Here is a 15,969-nt window from a genome sequence, read left to right on the forward strand (position 1 = left end):
AACACCATAGTCTCTGAGAAATCCACCGATGCTGTTTCGGCGAACAAATGTGGCCAGAGTGACCTGTATTCTGGCACTCTTGACGGCAGCGTCGGCTTCATCCGTCGCTTCCGCCCAAGACGACAAATCACCGCCCTCTGCTCGGCATCGCGATTCGATCGCGACAAGCCTGACCGAAGGTGGTGTGGTGTTCACGTTTGATGACCGCAACTTTGACGATTGGCCCGGCCACTTTGTGACCCCCGACGCGCTGCGCCGGATCTTTACCACAGTCCGGCAACTCGGGCTTGCGACCTACACTTGCGATCAGCTTCCGTAATGTTCACCGCAAACCTACATGCGGAGTTCTCATTGTCATCTTTGGCGAAGTAGAGATCGGGACAAAGAGATCGAGTCCAACAGCAACGGACGTGTCGGAGTCGCACGTTCATTCTTTTCTAAGTAAAAATCGTCCGCTGACTGTGTTGAACGAGTCATTGTCCTTCCCCAAACCTGCCCCCGTAAACGTGGCGGTGAATTCGTGACCGTCGAACCATTTGGTCACAAAGGCCATGAAGAAGACTTTGTTCTTCCACGGCCATCGGCTCCCTTCTCGTTGTGCCCCAAACGGCATGCTTTGAGTGTAGTATTCAACGGTTGTCCAAGGTCCCCAGGGTGTGGGCGCGTCAAAAATTCCTAGCATCCCCGCTTTGCTTTCGCCGTGCTCGGTACAAAGCAGGACTCGATGGAGGCCGGGATGATAACATGCGCTCACACACCACCCGACCCCCTCTGCATCACGAAACACCGGGCGTTTCCGATCAATCGAATCCCAACGTGGCTGATCGTCTTGATCAAACCCGGCAAAGAACTCAAAGCAATCTCGCCCCGAACGCAACTGGTCTGGAGTGACGCGTGCAAGGTACAGAGCCCCCGGCTGATGAACAATCAATCCAACGCCGTTACCGCCTTCCTGTTCCATTTGCGCATTGCGAGGTCGAATGAAGTAGGTGTAGACGTAGTCCCCGAAGGCATCGGGAACGCCCTCGTTTCCGCGACCAAAATTCAGGAACGTCGGAATCGTCAAGTCGTCGGATGCTGAAAACCTCCACGGTGCCTTGTTCCAGCTCAAACCGTAGTCACCGGAACTCGCCAGTTCGATCATTTCATAGTGGTTTCGATAAGTTTTGCCCGGAGGTTTGTCCGGAACGACCCACATGTGCAGCTTGTTCGCGATGCCGATCATGCCCCAGCTTTTGCCGTCGAACGTGGCATCGCGCTTGCTCGCCGCTCCGCCCCAAAGATTGACGCCTCGATGATCTTTCGCCGAACCTTCGACCCTGGCAACACCCAGTCCGACACGCCCCTTCGAGTTGCTGCCGCCAAAGCCTCCCCCGTCACCCCACGCACCGTACAGATGGTCGTCGTCCGACCACGTCAATTGAAAATTATCGCTTCCCTGGGCCGCACGTCGGTGCGTTGTCCAGTCAAATCGAATCCCTTCGACCAAAGGGCTCGCAGGGTACGGCTGTTCGCCGATGATCCACGAATTGGACGTCAACAAGAATATGACTGATGCACAACTCAACGTGCCGCAAATTTTGGGGAATGGCATGTGGAGAACCGCGAATGACCAATGAAAATGTTTACGCTCTGATACAGAGCTTTCAACGACGAACGCACATTGTACGAATTGACGCTCTCGATCGTCTGAAAAGGGGGCAGCACGAACGGCGCGGGCATTTCGCCTAAGTCGCTGCGGCGTAACGGTTTCAGTTCGGCTAACGCGGTGTTTTTATCAACTTGTCGTTTTTCGGCCTTTTTCGTACAAGAAGCAACGATTCGATCACACATCGCCTGCATTACGCTCGAAACGCTCAACCTTACGGCAATCATTCAAACGTCTAAGCGGGATGGACTTTGGCGGCACCCGATTCGACAACGAACGAGCTGCGTTGGAAGGTGTTCCCGCCCGGCTCCAGCACATCATCGACGACCATGAAGTCGGCTTTCCACCGCTCGGGCGTCACCTCACAACGGATGTAGCCACGCTCGCCATTGTGAAATTTGACGCACGGGTTTTCGGCCAGGATCGCATCCAGGTTGTTGGGTTTATCAGGTCCGTTGCCGCCGCTGGAAAGTGAGGTCGCGACAAACTCGGTCGCGATCGTTGGCTCGTCCTCCCGCCGATCGTCCACTCTCAGTTCATTGACCCAGTTGGAATGGATGTCGCCGGTCAAGACCACCGGATTGGAAATGCGGCGATCGCTCAGAAATCGCATCAATTCCATCCGTTCGTGAGAGTATCCCGGCCACTGGTCCATCGAGTACTGTTCGTTCATCGGATTACCGCTTCGATTGACCATTCCCATCATCACCTGTTGGGCAAGAACATTCCATTGCGCGGCGGAACGGGTCAACTGCTTGCTCAACCAGCCACGCTGCTTTCGCCCCAGCATGGTCTGACTCCTTGCGAGCGCCGCTTCGTTTAGCGGCGACTTGCGATCATGATTGGGTTGGTCGCTTCGGTATTGACGTGTGTCCAACACCTGAAACTCTGCGAGCCGTCCAAACGCCGCGCTTCGGTAAAGGCGCAGGTCGCTTCCACGCGGCATCTGCTTCAGCCGCAACGGCATCATCTCATAGTAAGCTTGGTACGCATTGGCTCGGCGTGCGAGATAATCGACCGGGTCAATGCCCGATTCCTCTGAGATGTCATTCGCACAGTTGTTATCAAACTCGTGATCGTCCCAGGTCACGATCCAAGGACATTGCGCGTGCATCCGCTGCAGCAACGGATCGGATCGGTACTGTGCGTATCGGGCGCGATAATCATCGAGTGACTGGATCTCCGCCCCGTGGTGCGTTCGCACCTTGCCGTTTCGTCCGGCAGCGTACTCGTAAATGTAATCACCAAGGTGAAAGACCAAATCAAGTTCATCACGAGCCATCTGTTCATACGCGGTGTAGAGGCCTTGCTCGTAATTCTGGCAGGACGTAACCGCAAACCGCACGCCGCTTGGTTCACTATCGGGATGGGGCATGGTGCGTGTCCGACCGATCGGGCTTTCCGCATCACCGCACCGGAATCGATACCAATACCAACGATCCGATTTCAAGCCATCCAGCTCGACGTGGATCGAATGTCCCAATGCGGGGGTTGCCAGTCGGCTGCCCTCCGAGACGATGTTTCGCATGGACTCATCCGCAGCGACCTCCCAAGAAACCTCAATCGCTCGCGCGGGCATTCCGCCGCCAGGCTGCAGTGGATCGGGGGCCAGACGCGTCCAGAGCACCACCCCGCGGTGATCCGGGTCGCCCGATGCAATGCCCAGCGTAAACGGATTCTTGTCCGTTTTGAACGAAGCATCCGCGTAGGTCTGCTGAGACGAGCAAACAATCGTCGGCAACAAACTCGCGAAGGACAACAAGCTCCTGCGACCGATCTGCGGACGCATTCCCAAAGGATCTCTGTTATTGACGGTTCTAAGCATCGAGTCTTCGAAGTGAGAAAGGCATGTCTATATTCACCAAGCCGCACCGCCGCGGGTCTGCGACGATCGACGGCCGTCCACCTTAAGCGGTTGCGCGGGCGGATTCTAGCAGAGGGCCATTGCCCTTCGCGCCCGATCGGATCAAAGAACCATGGCAGCGATCAGACGGACGCGACATCCCCGCATTTTTTCAACGAATGCTCACGTGATCTTCACCAACCGGGAAGGTCTTGATCACGACATCCATCTTCAACCGTGACCTGCAAAAGGACGTAGGGCACCCTTCATCTCACCCGCGAGATTTTTCCTCAGACGATGTCGTCAATGTTGATCGTGACATCGTCGAAACTTGCGGTTTTCGTTTTCCGGCCGTCAATCTCAAAAACGTCGTCCTGCAAATTGACGATCCAAGTTCGAATTCCGGCCTGTTGATAGGCGGGCAACTTGACCTCGCGATCCTTGGCCAGGGATGCGTCACTCACCTCGATCACCAGCAAGCACTCATTGGGCAGCGGATGACGGTCTGTCGGGTCCGTTCCCGCCGCAAGAATGGTCAAATCAGGTTCGGGTTCGTTGCCCGGCCAGGAGATTGGTCCTTGGGAACTGACGTCATAGCCAGCCAAGACAAATATCTTGATCAGCTTGTTCACCGCACTGCGGTGCTTGGGACCGATAACCATTTTGTCGTAGATCAATCCATCGATTAATTCAACTTTATCACCCTCGGTGAATCGTTGATGGTACTCTTCGTTGCTGAAACGGTGTGTCGCGATACTCATGAGATCGGCAAGCCGGAAAAAAAGAAAACGCAATGCGTCGATTATAGCAAAAACCGGTGCGTCCGCCTCCCCTCTGTGGGCCATCGCAAAGTTCAGAAACGGGTCTGACCAGCAATTCAATGCGCCACGACTCGCAGTCCCCTACTTTGCTGCCCGACTACGATTGCCTGGCATCTGATCCGACTTTTTCGCCAGCGGGATCGTGCGGTCAAAGAGGGTGCCGTAGCGTTGGTAGTTATTGTAATCGACGGCTTGTTCCTTCCATTTGGCCAACTCCTGATCGTAGCGTTTCCGCATCTGGTCGAGCACCGTCGCGGTACCGGGGCTGTCGGCTAGGCTGGTCAACTCCAGCGGATCGTTTTGGGTGTCGAACAGTTCCTCGACGGGATCCATCGTGTCGTCGCCGTACCACCAGTACGTGTATTTGTACTGCCGGGTCAGACAGGTCAGACTGTGCGTCGAGAGCGGTCCGAACACGTTGATAAACGCCAGCTGATCGTGCCCACCTTGGCCGGGCTTCTGCAGCAAGCCCAGCAGGCTTTTTCCGTCCATGTTCACCGGGATCGGTACCCCCGCCAATTCCAGAATCGTCGGCGCGAAGTCGATGTTGCCGGTCAGTTGATCGCAACGAAGTTGTTTTCCGCTGGTCGGACTGCGGGGGTCGTAAATCATCAACGGGACACGTGACGATTCTTCCATCGGCAACACCTTGGAACCGTATCCGTGCGAACCACAGATATATCCGTTGTCGCTGGTGTAAATCAGAACGGTGTTGTCGGCGACACCCTGGGCCTCGAGTTCGTCACGGATCATCCCCAGCGCGACGTCGATCGCATAGACCTGCTGGTGGTACTTGGCCATTTCACCGTCGTAGTCACTGTCGTACTTCCACTCGAAAAAACGCGGGTATTGGCGTCCGGTCTTGCTTTGCGGTGACAGATGCTGGCCGTGTTCTCGACCGAAGTTGGCCGGTTTGGTGAACGTCTTGCCGGCGTAGACGTCGTTGAATCGCGGGTCGGGCGTCGCCGGCTTGTGAGGGGCTTTGAAACTGATGGACAGGCAAAATGGTTTGTCCTGTTTGACGGATTTGCGAATCACGTCCTGTCCGAACGCTCCGTAGGACAACGTCGAATGGGGGTAATCGTCGGCGTACTTTTGCATCGACTTGTTTTTGGCCGTTGCGTAATTGGTCTGGCCGGGGCCGCCGCCCCAGAAATCGAAATCGTCTTCGCATAACCCCTTGCCTTCGACGACGATTCCGAATTTGCCCGCAAACGCGGTCAGGTACCCCGCCTCGCGCAGCAGCACCGGATACGACTTGGCCCACACGTCGGCGTGCATGTTGCCGTGTGTGAAATTGCATCCGGTTTTGTATTCGTACATCCCGGTGAAGACGTTTGCACGACTGGCCATGCAAATCGCCGTTGTGTTGTAGTGTTTGTCGAACACCACCCCGTCGCGGGCCAGTTGGTCCATGTGGGGCGTTTTGACGTCCTTGTTTCCGTAACAGCCCAGAGAATACGTGCACTGATCGTCCGCGAACAGAAACACTAGATTGGGCTTGGAATCGGTGTCGTCGGCTGCACGAGTTTGTCGGGCAAGGTCCGCCTGGAGCCACAAACACGCGATCAAGAAAACGATCGGCTTGGTAAGGTGCATTCTCATTTGTTCGCTATTGGCCAAGAAGTTCGGTGATGTTTTCTGTGGGACGACCGATCGCCGCCTTTCCCTGGTGGACGACGATCGGGCGTTCGATCAACGACGGGTTGGCCGCTAAGATCGCGATCCATTGCTTGTCGGACATGACTTGATCACCAAGCTCCATCTCATTGAAGCGTTTTTCTTTCTTGCGGACCAATTGCTCCGGCGTGATCCCCAGCATTTTGACGATTTTTGCAAGCTCCTTTTCGCTCGGGGGATCTTCCAGGTATTTCACGATGTCGAATTCGATTTGATGCGAGCGGAGCAGTTCGACCGCCGCACGCGATTTCGAACAGCGGGGGTTATGGTAGATCGTTGTCATGATTGGGATCTGATTTGGAACGCTGACCCGCGAGGGGATACAATCGGCCATCTTACTCCGTAACCTCTCGCAGTTGGGAACGATGAATTCCAAGGTCGACGAATACTTCCGGTCCGTACCGACCTGGCGCGATGAACTCCAGACGCTTCGACGCATCGTGCTCCAATGCGGGTTGACCGAAGAACTCAAGTGGCGGGTGCCATGTTACACGTTCGGCGGGAAAAACGTCGTGATCCTCGGCACGCTGAAATCCTGTTGCACCATCAGTTTCTTTAAAGGAGTGCTGCTAAAAGACCCTCGCAAGGTGCTCGACAAACCCGGCGAAAATTCTCGCTCGGCACGCCTGATCCGATTCACGTCCGTCGACCAGATCGAGGCGATCGAGCCGATCTTGGTCGCCTACATTCGCGAAGCCGCTACGCTGGAGAAGGCCGGCGCGAAGGTGGAACTAAAGAACGATGCGGGGCCTGATTACCCGGAGGAATTGACAGCTTGCCTTGCCGAAAACGAACCGCTGCGGGCGGCGTTTGAAAACTTGACACCGGGGCGACAGCGCGGCTACATCCTGCACTTTTCCGCCGCCAAGCAATCCAAGACGCGGGTGGCACGGATCAAGAAGTGCGAGCAACGCATTCTTGACGGCAAGGGGCTGCACGATTGTGTGTGCGGCTTGTCGGGCAAGCTTCCCAATTGTGACGGGTCGCACAAGCAAATGAGGAATTCTTGAATCTAGGGGTAAAACGATGGGGGCAAAACGATGGGGGCAAGACGATGGGGTAGTCGCCGGACAGGGGAGCTTTGGCATTGCGTCGCGGCCGAGTGTGTCGAAAGCATGCGTGACCCGAATGGCAGGGGCGCAACCGTTGGTGTCTAGCCTTTAGGCGATTCCGAGTCGCCGCGACGCAGCGACAGGGGGCGGCTAAAGCCTGAACACCAACACGTCTGCTCGTGCCATTCATGCGTGACCCTTCCTGGCGAAGGTGGTTGCGATTCACTCACGCATGCAAATTATTTTGCCCCCATCGTTTTGTCCCCTCACGAACCTCCCTTGCCCGTTTCTTGATGGGCCGCCTCGTCGATATTCAACGGCAATCGGCATCGCCGCATGCGGTCGGTGAAGTCGCCAAGGAACTGCTTACGCCAACGACTGACCGTCTTTGCACCGCTGTGTGGTCCTTCGGAGACCGACGGCGAATCGCCCATTTTGATGTCCGCTTTCTGACGGACAAAGAAGTCGCCGAGTGAGCCTTGTCCTTGGATGTGCCGCGAGACGAAGCGTTCATTGTCCCAGTCGCTCGATTGGTTTCCGCCGCTGAACCAACTGCGATAGGTCGCGTTGGACTCGGTCATCCACAACGTTGGATGCCGATCGACGATGTACTGGTACGCATCCGGTGTCAGATAGCGATCCGAATAGGTTTTCAGGTTCGGATAGTCCTGCTCATAGCATTGGATCACTTTCAAAATGTCGCGCTTTCGGCCTTCGTCGGAGGGCGACGCGATCAGGCCTTCGATGTCCAGCACGTCGGCATAGACCATCAGGTGAACCATCGACTGGAAGTCATCCGGATCGTCATCGAAACATGCTTCAATCCCTTTCGCGTTTTTCGCGCCAGCGTGGGTAGTCCTTTTCCAACAGCGACTGTCCCCAATTGCCGAGATAGGAATAACCGTTTCGGCGTTCGTGGCTGAGTTCGCTGTAGTCATAGCGGAACACGGAGTCGCGATCGAGGTACAGGGGGCGGTTCGTTTCCAATTCGTAGAAACGTGCCCAAAGGGGCGGCGCATCCGGATCGGCGACCAGCCTGCGGTCGGAGCGACCGTCGCGATTCTTGAAGCTTTCGACACGCCATCCGTTTAGTTGCACGTCCCGAACCCACTCGACGGCCCCTTCAACCGACGCGATGATCTCGTCGGAGGGGGCTTCGATTTTCATCAGGAAACGCACGACGCCGATCGATTCGCTGCCGGACAGCGAGGGCGGTTCGTAAGCACGCGCCCACGCCGGTTGGAGCGACTTTGCGTCGTGTTGTGCACACCAGGCGGTTCGCTTCCCGTTTTGCCGAATTTGCGTTTTCAAAATGCAATCGATCCCACGCTCCAGTGCCTGGCCAGCCCTCTCACGTCGCTCGGCATCGACGAAGTCATAAGGGGCGTCGCCTGCGGCGACATCACGCAAGACTTCCATGACGCGAACCATCGCTCCGTCGTTGTAGGTGATGTGCGAGTAATATCCCTTTCGCAGCGGCCAGAACTGCGGCCAACCGCCGTTGTCGTACTGGGCGGCCAGCAGGTAGTCGACGCCGCGTAAGAACGAATCACGGTACTTCGCATCACTGGTCGCGTGTGCCATCCGAGCCAGGAACTGCATCGGAACGGTCGTCGCGTCGTTGTCCAGGCTGTTGGCGCGACTGTCGCCAGGCTGTGGGATCTCGCTTGGCGACCGAGGTCGTTTGGCAAGGTCGGCGCTCTTGGGCCAACCGCCTTGCGGCGACTGGTACTCCATCACGCTGTCGGCAATCGCCCCGGCTTCTTCCGAGCGAAACCAAGCATCGTCCTTCTTGAGCAGGTTTTTGCTGAAGGAAACTTGCGCGACGGCATCTCCGCCCAGAAAGAGAGGAGTCAGGCAAATCGCTAGGTACCACAATCCGTCGATGCCGAATGAGTTTTGATAGGACTTCATGGGGGTTTTCTCACTTGGTGCTTTCCACGCTCTGGCGAGCGCCGTCACCTGGCTTTAGGTCGAGCGGTTTTAATACTAATGAAATCGCAGGAGTTTACGACTTCACCGTCCCTGCCAGGAGGGTTTCTTCTCAAAGCCGCACGGGCTCTCCCGCGGTGGGCTCAAAAATGATCCGGCGATAACTGCATCAAGGGATGCGTGCCGTCGTCGGTGACTTCGCAAATGACATGGAATCGCTTGCCGGCGGCGTCGGAAGGAATCTGATCTGTCGGCTTGCTCGAATCGTGGTCGGAGACTTGTCCCGAAGAAACCGCAGGTCGTTTCCGATTTGTTGATAAATCCATCCGTGCGAACTGACGTCCAATCCGTCACCGTGGTAATTGCGGTCTTGATCGGTAATCACATAAACACGAAGCTTGCCCAGGAATGTTCGAAACTGATCTTCGGTCCTGTCTTTCCGGACCCGATAAACCGACTGGGCGAGTGTATTGCCGCCGCCCCAAACCGTGATCCACAGCGGCCGCGGATCATGCTGGTCGGCAAGGCGGATGATCAGATCGCTGCCCGGTGAGTCGTTGTTGTCGCCGATGAACGCTTTGCCTCGATTCAGGCTGCCCAGCACCGTTCGCTCGCGCAGGTAATCCGCGCTTGGCCAGTAGCCGATCGACTGACGAGCATCATCGGCCGCTTGGCCCGACTGGGAGGAACGCTTCATCAGGTTGGGCAAGTCCCGGTCGTAGGCGTCCACGACGCCTCGTGCGATGTCGATAAAACCGCGTTCGGGAGACTTTTCAAGCGTCTTGATGCTGTAGCCGGTCGTGATCACCAGCCCTTCGATTTCAAACAGGTCGGCGTGAGCGAGGAACCGGATCAACGATTCATGGTCGTCGGTTTCCCACGCCGAGATGTCGGTCAGGACCAGCACGCGTGGCTTCAGGGTTTCCGCGTCACAGGTGCGCGAGAACGCAACGGCCATCAGCACCGCGAGACTCCAACGGAAACACGCAATCGGTGGGCGGTTCGGACTCATAACACTTTCTGCAGATGTATTGGCACAATTGGGGAGGAGGGCGGTGTCGATCAATTTACAGAAGAATCCAGCGCATTCTCCCTCGATAGCGGCAGGAGCTAGCACTATTCTGAGGATATGCGGCAGTTTGACACCCAACGACCCGAGTTTGCCCCGTGCGGCTTTACATGCGAAGTCTGGGAGCCCAAACGGATGCTGCGGCCCGATCGCCACGACGAATTCGAAATCAATATTACGCCGCTACGCTTTTTCGAAAAACGTTCGGAATGACACTCAATACATTGATCACACGCCATCGAGTCGCTGAAACTCAGCGGTTGCTGGTCACCAGCGACGAACAAATCCTAAACATTGCGTTGGAATCCGGATTCGATTCGTTAAGCCGCTTCAATCGGGCGTTCAAGGACGTGACCGGAACGAAGCCGAGAAGTTTTCGCAAAAGTTGTCGTGTGCCGATCACAGCCCCCTAGGATTCCACCACCGCTTGGTTTCCGGGTAGTGGGCGAGGCGACGAGTCCATTCCTCCTGACCGAAATGCCCCGAATCGACAACGCCCCTTTCATTCATCGATGATTCCATGATCAGAAACATCAAAATCGGTTTTTTGTCGCTGATGCTGGTTGCCGTCGTGACGGTGGCATCTCCGGCGCAGGACGTGCCGTTGGTCTACGACACCGAGCACAGCGGTGCGGAGTTTGCGGCCCCGGTGCTGCCGACCTATGATCAACTGCCGATCGTCCGGCCCCTGCCCGATCCGTTTGCCTGGTCCGATGGAAGCGGGCGTTCCACCGAGTTCAACGACTGGAGTCGTCGCCGCTCGGAAATCAAAGCCGAAATCGAGCACTACGGGATCGGGAAAAAGCCGCCGCGGCCCGATGACATCGCCGCGACGTTTGACGACGGCACGTTGACCGTCACGGTGACCGAGAACGGAGAAACGTTGACGCTGACCGCCAAGGTAAATCTTCCTGAAGGTGACGGCCCGTTTCCGGCCGTGATCGGCGTCGGATTTGGTAGCGGAAGCCTGCCGCCGGGCATCTTCGCCAGTCGCAAGATCGCGATGATCCCGTTTAATTTCGCCCAGGTGATGTCCCACACACAAAAACGGGGGCAAGAACCGATCAACCGACTCTACCCCGACCAGATTTCTATCGGTGCCTACAGCGCGTGGCCGTGGGGCATCAGCCGAATCATCGACGGTTTGGAACTGGTCGAGGACGAGCTTCCCATCGACCGCAAACACCTTGCCGTCACCGGATGCTCGTTCGCCGGAAAGATGGCGTTGTTTGCCGGCGCGCTCGACGAACGGATTGCGCTGACGATCGCTCAGGAATCCGGCGGCGGCGGTGCGGCCGCATGGCGTGTTTCGGAAACATTGGGCAATGTCGAAACGCTCGGAAAAACCAGCCGCGCCTGGTTCACCGAAGACATGTTTCGGTTTTCAAACTCGGTCGAGAAACTGCCTTATGATCACCATGAATTGATGGCCATGATTGCGCCGCGTGCGCTGCTGGTGCTGGGCAACCCCGACTACGAATGGCTGGCCGATCCGTCCGGTTATGTTTCCTGTCGTGCCGCACATCAGGTGTGGAAGACGTTCGGGATCCCCGACCGGTTCGGATTCTCGATCGTCGGGAACCATCCGCATTGCCGGCTTCCCGAAAACCAACGGCCAGAGGTCGAGGCGTTCGTTGACAAATTCCTGCTCGATAAAATGGACGTCGACACATCGGTCACCAAACATCCGTTCGAGGACGTGGAGCACGAGTTCTGGTACGACGGATGGAGCACCGGAACGTCGACTTTCCCCATGCCCGATGCGACCGATGTCGAGAGCATTGACGTCGAAGTCGAATCGGCCAAGCACGGGTCCGATTGGCGCGTCCATAGCGATCCCCAGGCGTCGGGTGGAAATTATCTAACGGTCCGATCGGGTCAGAACAGTCCGCAAGCGGCTCCTGCCGGCGAATCAGCAGCGGTGTCGATTCCATTTACGGTCACGCGAGACGCAAGGTACTATGTGTTCGCGCGAGTGAACTGTCCGTCACCCGATGACGATTCCTTTTGGATCAAGATCGACGATGGGGCGTTCACGGCCGCCAATGGCTTGGGGACGACCGGTTGGGAATGGACCAAGCTGGCCGACGTGAGCCTGGAATCGGGTGACCACACGTTGACGATGGCGTATCGCGAAGACGGAGCGTTGCTCGACAGGATTTTCATCACAACCTATCCCCTCGGTCCGACGGCGCTCGAAACCGCAGGAGTCGCTTCCGAGAAATCGCTCAAGGCCGCCGTCGGTGATCGGTTCAAGATCGGCGTCGGCGTCAGCCATCAGGTGATCCGGGATCCCGAAGATGCCGCCCTGATTCGCAGGCATTTTCAAATCCTGACCCCGGAAAACTGCATGAAGCCGCAAGGGATTCATCCCGAAGAAGATCGCTGGGAATTCGGGCCGACTGACCAATTCGCCGACTTTGTCCGTAAGAACGATTTGGAAATGGTTGGCCATTGCCTCGTCTGGGCCAAGGATGACCGCACCGATCCCTGGATGATGGAGGAAGCGGGGCAACCGGTCTCGCGGGAAAAACTTCTCCAGCGGATCGAGTCTCACATCCATACCGTGGTCGGGCGGTACGCCGATGTCGCGACCATGTGGGACGTCGTCAACGAGGCGATCGGCGACAGCGATGCCGGAATGCTACGCGATTCGGTCTATTCGCGCACCACCGGCATCGACTTCATCGTCACCGCGTTCAAGGCCGCGCGCGCCGCCGACCCCGATGCGCTTTTGATCTACAACGACTACAACGGCCACAAGCCGGATAAGCGAACGAAACTCCTCGAACTACTCACCAAACTCAAGGCCGCCGGAGCTCCCGTGGATGCGTATGGCATGCAGGGGCACTTTGAACTCGGTGACAACTCACTGGCCGAACTGCGCGAGACCTTCGATGCCCTCCGCGAACTAGAGATCCAGGTGGTCGTTTCGGAACTGGACATCGATGTGGTCAAACGTGGCCGCTGGTGGGCCGAGGGTGGCAAGTATCGCGATGAGCTCGGTTCTTACGATCCTTACAAGGACGGGATGCCGCCGGAGATCCAGCAGCAGATGACGGACCAGTATGTCGAACTGTTCACATTATTTGATGAATACAGTGACGTGATCGCGCGCGTCTCGTTTTGGAACCTGCACGACGGACAAAGTTGGCTGAATGATTTCCCCTGGAAACGCGTCAATCATCCATTGCTGTTCGATCGCGATCGCCGTCCCAAGCCCGCGTTTCATGCCGTCTACGATCTGCTGGCCGGATCAAAGAGATAGAATCGTTTACTCAAATCAAGGGGCCCGCCATTTGACAGCACGACGGCCGAATCGGGGAGCCCATGGCTGGACGGAGGGACCGAAGCGGTGCGTCCAACGCCTGACAACAGATCTCATCACATCAACGTGACATCTCATGGCTGCGACGGCGGATCGTTGTACGATGGAGGGATTGAAAGCCTTTGGCGCGTCGCGGTGAAGAGGCGGCTTTGAAGTTCCCGTTGAGGTAGCGAAATGATACTTAGAACATCCTTCGTCGCCGGCATTCTGCTGGCTCTGTTCCCGTCCGTCAGCCTCGGCCAGGAGGTCGTCGACCAATGGCGGTACACGCTCGAGCAACCGGCCGAGGGCTGGCACCAAGCGGACTTCGACGACGCGGGGTGGACGGCGGGCTTCGGCGGTTTCGGGACACGCGACACACCGGGTTCGCGCGTCGGCACGACATGGGCGACCAACAACATCTGGCTGCGAAAATCGTTTCCGTTGACGTCCATTCCCGACAAGCCCGCGCTGCTGGTTCATCATGACGAAGACGCCCAGATTTACATCAACGGGCTGAAAGTCGCCGACCTGAAACAGTACACGACCGAGTACATCGTCGTCCCGATCGCACCAGACAAGGATTCGACGCTACAGACCGGTGATAACGTGATGGCGGTACACTGCAAACAAACCGGCGGCGGGCAATTCATCGACGTGCATTTGGTCGACGCGGACAATATCCCCGAATTGCCGAGGCCGAAACGCAGCACCACACCGTTCAAGTCGCACTTGATCACCAAGTGGGGCGAAGCCGTCACCGCGGAAAACGCCTGGACGGAGTACCCGCGACCGTTGCTCCAGCGAGACAACTGGACCAATCTGAACGGCCACTGGGATTACGCCATCACGCCGATCGATTCCAAAGACACGCCGTCGCAGTTCGACGGAAAGATCCTGGTTCCCTACTGCCTGGAATCAAAACTCGGTGGCGTCCAGCGGTTGCTCGATGCATCCGAGGTACTCTGGTATCGGCGCAGCTTCGACGCCAAGAAGTCGGATGATAAGCGACTGGTGTTGAATTTCGAGGCCGTCGATTATCGATGCCAGGTTCTTGTAAACGGCATTTCGGTTGGCTCCCACACCGGCGGCAACACACCGTTTTCCTTTGATGTCACCGATGCGATCAAAGACGGGAAAAACGATCTGGTCGTGCGAGTCGAAGACGCGACCGAAGAGTATCAGTTGCGGGGCAAGCAAGTGCTGGACGCCCGCGGCATCTGGTACACGCAGGTTTCGGGCATCTGGCAGACGGTCTGGATGGAAGAAGTTCCGGCCAGCCATATCTCAGACCTCAAGATCACGACGTCCGCTGAAAGGGGAACGATCACCGTTGAACCGAAAACGAAGGGCGCCGGCGGTGTCATGGTGGTGGTCAAAGACGGCGATTCGATCGTCGCTCGCCGACGTGGCGGTGACAAGGTCGAATTAGACATCGCTGACGCAAAACTCTGGTCCCCGGCCGACCCACACCTGTACGACATCGAAGTCTCGTTGCTCGGCGGCGACGATCGACCGTTGGACACCGTTCGCTCCTACGCGGGAATTCGGTCGGTCGGCAAAGTCAAGGATGCCGACGGGCACTGGCGGTTCACACTCAACGGCGAAACCGTCTTTCATTGGGGGCCGCTCGACCAAGGTTGGTGGCCCGACGGGCTGCTGACGCCGCCGTCGGACGAAGCGATGTTGTTCGACATTCAGTGGCTCAAAGACGCTGGTTTCAACATGATCCGCAAACACATCAAAGTCGAACCGCGGCGGTACTACTACCACTGCGACCGGCTGGGGATGATGGTCTGGCAGGATCAGGTCAGCGGCGGCGTCGGCGACGCTTGGCCGGCGTGGACACGTCTGAAACCCGATCCCGTGGACGCGAAATGGCCCGCCGACCAGCACCAGCAATTCATGTTGGAACTGGAGCGAATGATCACGACGCTGGAAAGCCATCCTTCGATCGTCAGCTGGGTGCCATTCAACGAAGCCTGGGGGCAACACCAAACGGTGGAGGTCGGCAAGTGGACGGTGCAACGCGATCCGACGCGATTGATCAACATCGCCAGCGGCGGAAACTTCTGGCCGGTGGGCGATGTCGTCGACGAACACAGTTACCCGCATCCAAGTTTTCCGTTTGACCTGGGCGCCGGAGGTCGATTCGACGACTACATCAAGGTGATGGGCGAATTTGGCGGACACGGTTATCCCGTCAAAGATCACCTGTGGGATGCGAACCGACGCAACTGGGGTTACGGCGGGCTGCCCAAAAACGCCGAAGAGTACAAGGAACGTTATGTCACCTCCCTGAGGATGCTGAACGAGTTGCGCGGCAAGGGCATCGCAGCGGGCGTCTACACCCAAACGACCGACGTCGAAGGGGAAATCAATGGCTTGATGACCTACGACCGAAAGGTGATCAAGATTCCCGCCAAGGAACTTGCCGAATTGCACCGAGTGCTGTTCGTTGATACGCCTCCGCTGGTAGGTGAGGCGGATTAGTTCTCCGGCCGGCCAGGCAGGTGGCTTCGAGGGTGTCTGCTGGCGCGGTCGCCGCAGGAACGGAATTTGCTTCCGCTCGCGACGACCTGCTACAGGACGCTCAAAATCGAATCTCACCGGAGAA

The 15,969-nt window shown here is 57.2% G+C and carries 13 protein-coding genes; 5 read left to right on the plus strand and 8 right to left on the minus strand.

Annotation, left to right across the window (positions count from 1 at the left end; genetic code table 11):
- Positions 1-28: 28 nt before the first annotated feature.
- Positions 29-319 (plus strand): hypothetical protein, encoded by a 291-nt coding sequence (locus Mal15_RS21730; protein ID WP_147869696.1) that lies wholly within the window; start codon positions 29-31, stop codon positions 317-319.
- A 108-nt stretch (positions 320-427) separates the two neighbouring features.
- On the opposite strand, the gene Mal15_RS21735 is transcribed toward Mal15_RS21730, so the two are convergent.
- The 5 genes from Mal15_RS21735 to arsC form a co-directional block, all read right to left on the minus strand.
- Entirely contained in the window at positions 428-1,567 is a 1,140-nt protein-coding gene (locus Mal15_RS21735; RefSeq protein ID WP_167546972.1) for a DUF4185 domain-containing protein, read from the minus strand.
- Between the two features lie 316 nt (positions 1,568-1,883).
- Positions 1,884-3,437 carry an alkaline phosphatase D family protein gene (locus Mal15_RS21740; protein ID WP_147869698.1) on the minus strand — a complete coding sequence of 518 codons (1,554 nt, stop codon included), beginning with the start codon at positions 3,435-3,437 and terminating at the stop codon, positions 1,884-1,886.
- Positions 3,438-3,781: 344 nt separating this feature from the next.
- Complete coding sequence (locus tag Mal15_RS21745; RefSeq protein ID WP_167546973.1) at positions 3,782-4,252, minus strand: Uma2 family endonuclease; 471 nt, start codon at positions 4,250-4,252, stop codon at positions 3,782-3,784.
- A 141-nt stretch (positions 4,253-4,393) separates the two neighbouring features.
- Positions 4,394-5,917 (minus strand): sulfatase family protein, encoded by a 1,524-nt coding sequence (locus Mal15_RS21750; protein WP_147869700.1) that lies wholly within the window; start codon positions 5,915-5,917, stop codon positions 4,394-4,396.
- A 7-nt stretch (positions 5,918-5,924) separates the two neighbouring features.
- Positions 5,925-6,275 carry an arsenate reductase (glutaredoxin) gene (gene arsC / locus Mal15_RS21755; RefSeq protein WP_147869701.1) on the minus strand — a complete coding sequence of 117 codons (351 nt, stop codon included), beginning with the start codon at positions 6,273-6,275 and terminating at the stop codon, positions 5,925-5,927.
- Between the two features lie 82 nt (positions 6,276-6,357).
- Here arsC and Mal15_RS21760 point away from each other — a divergent pair, with 82 nt between their 5' ends.
- Positions 6,358-7,002: a DUF1801 domain-containing protein gene (locus tag Mal15_RS21760; protein ID WP_147869702.1), complete on the plus strand. Its 645-nt coding sequence runs from the start codon at positions 6,358-6,360 to the stop codon at positions 7,000-7,002.
- A gap of 308 nt (positions 7,003-7,310) precedes the next feature.
- On the opposite strand, the gene Mal15_RS21765 is transcribed toward Mal15_RS21760, so the two are convergent.
- The 3 genes from Mal15_RS21765 to Mal15_RS21775 all read right to left on the minus strand — a co-directional run bounded on the left by Mal15_RS21765 (position 7,311) and on the right by Mal15_RS21775 (position 9,934).
- Positions 7,311-7,982, minus strand: coding sequence for a nucleoside hydrolase-like domain-containing protein (locus tag Mal15_RS21765; RefSeq protein WP_147869703.1), 672 nt, complete (start codon positions 7,980-7,982; stop codon positions 7,311-7,313).
- Positions 7,864-8,958 (minus strand): pectate lyase, encoded by a 1,095-nt coding sequence (gene pelA / locus Mal15_RS21770; RefSeq protein WP_147869704.1) that lies wholly within the window; start codon positions 8,956-8,958, stop codon positions 7,864-7,866. The genes Mal15_RS21765 and pelA overlap by 119 nt, the downstream gene beginning before the upstream one ends.
- Positions 8,959-9,145: 187 nt before the next feature.
- Complete coding sequence (locus Mal15_RS21775) at positions 9,146-9,934, minus strand: DUF1593 domain-containing protein (RefSeq protein WP_233903568.1); 789 nt, start codon at positions 9,932-9,934, stop codon at positions 9,146-9,148.
- A gap of 221 nt (positions 9,935-10,155) precedes the next feature.
- Between Mal15_RS21775 and Mal15_RS21780 the strand changes: the two genes are divergently transcribed.
- The 3 genes from Mal15_RS21780 to Mal15_RS21790 all read left to right on the plus strand — a co-directional run bounded on the left by Mal15_RS21780 (position 10,156) and on the right by Mal15_RS21790 (position 15,845).
- The gene (locus Mal15_RS21780) at positions 10,156-10,458 is read left to right on the plus strand and encodes a helix-turn-helix domain-containing protein (RefSeq protein ID WP_147872308.1); all 303 of its coding nucleotides are present in this window, start codon (positions 10,156-10,158) and stop codon (positions 10,456-10,458) included.
- Positions 10,459-10,565: 107 nt separating this feature from the next.
- A complete protein-coding gene (locus tag Mal15_RS21785) occupies positions 10,566-13,313 on the plus strand; it encodes an endo-1,4-beta-xylanase (RefSeq protein WP_233902945.1) in 2,748 nt (915 codons plus the stop codon).
- Positions 13,314-13,547: 234 nt separating this feature from the next.
- Positions 13,548-15,845, plus strand: a complete 2,298-nt coding sequence (locus tag Mal15_RS21790) for a glycoside hydrolase family 2 protein (RefSeq protein WP_147869706.1) — start codon at positions 13,548-13,550, stop codon at positions 15,843-15,845.
- Positions 15,846-15,969 lie beyond the last annotated feature (124 nt).

The sequence above is a fragment of the Stieleria maiorica genome (genome assembly GCF_008035925.1).
Lineage (GTDB): Bacteria > Planctomycetota > Planctomycetia > Pirellulales > Pirellulaceae > Stieleria > Stieleria maiorica.

What these genes read in the sequence shown, in the direction of transcription:
- arsC (WP_147869701.1), bottom strand. Translation starts at nt 6,275, where the DNA reads ATGACAACGATCTACCATAACCCCCGCTGTTCGAAATCGCGTGCGGCG.
- Mal15_RS21740 (WP_147869698.1), bottom strand. Translation starts at nt 3,437, where the DNA reads ATGCGTCCGCAGATCGGTCGCAGGAGCTTGTTGTCCTTCGCGAGTTTG.
- Mal15_RS21760 (WP_147869702.1), top strand. Translation starts at nt 6,358, where the DNA reads ATGAATTCCAAGGTCGACGAATACTTCCGGTCCGTACCGACCTGGCGC.
- pelA (WP_147869704.1), bottom strand. Translation starts at nt 8,958, where the DNA reads ATGAAGTCCTATCAAAACTCATTCGGCATCGACGGATTGTGGTACCTA.
- Mal15_RS21790 (WP_147869706.1), top strand. Translation starts at nt 13,548, where the DNA reads ATGATACTTAGAACATCCTTCGTCGCCGGCATTCTGCTGGCTCTGTTC.
- Mal15_RS21785 (WP_233902945.1), top strand. Translation starts at nt 10,566, where the DNA reads ATGATCAGAAACATCAAAATCGGTTTTTTGTCGCTGATGCTGGTTGCC.
- Mal15_RS21730 (WP_147869696.1), top strand. Translation starts at nt 29, where the DNA reads ATGCTGTTTCGGCGAACAAATGTGGCCAGAGTGACCTGTATTCTGGCA.
- Mal15_RS21750 (WP_147869700.1), bottom strand. Translation starts at nt 5,917, where the DNA reads ATGAGAATGCACCTTACCAAGCCGATCGTTTTCTTGATCGCGTGTTTG.
- Mal15_RS21780 (WP_147872308.1), top strand. Translation starts at nt 10,156, where the DNA reads ATGCGAAGTCTGGGAGCCCAAACGGATGCTGCGGCCCGATCGCCACGA.
- Mal15_RS21775 (WP_233903568.1), bottom strand. Translation starts at nt 9,934, where the DNA reads ATGGCCGTTGCGTTCTCGCGCACCTGTGACGCGGAAACCCTGAAGCCA.
- Mal15_RS21745 (WP_167546973.1), bottom strand. Translation starts at nt 4,252, where the DNA reads ATGAGTATCGCGACACACCGTTTCAGCAACGAAGAGTACCATCAACGA.
- Mal15_RS21765 (WP_147869703.1), bottom strand. Translation starts at nt 7,982, where the DNA reads ATGACTACAGCGAACTCAGCCACGAACGCCGAAACGGTTATTCCTATC.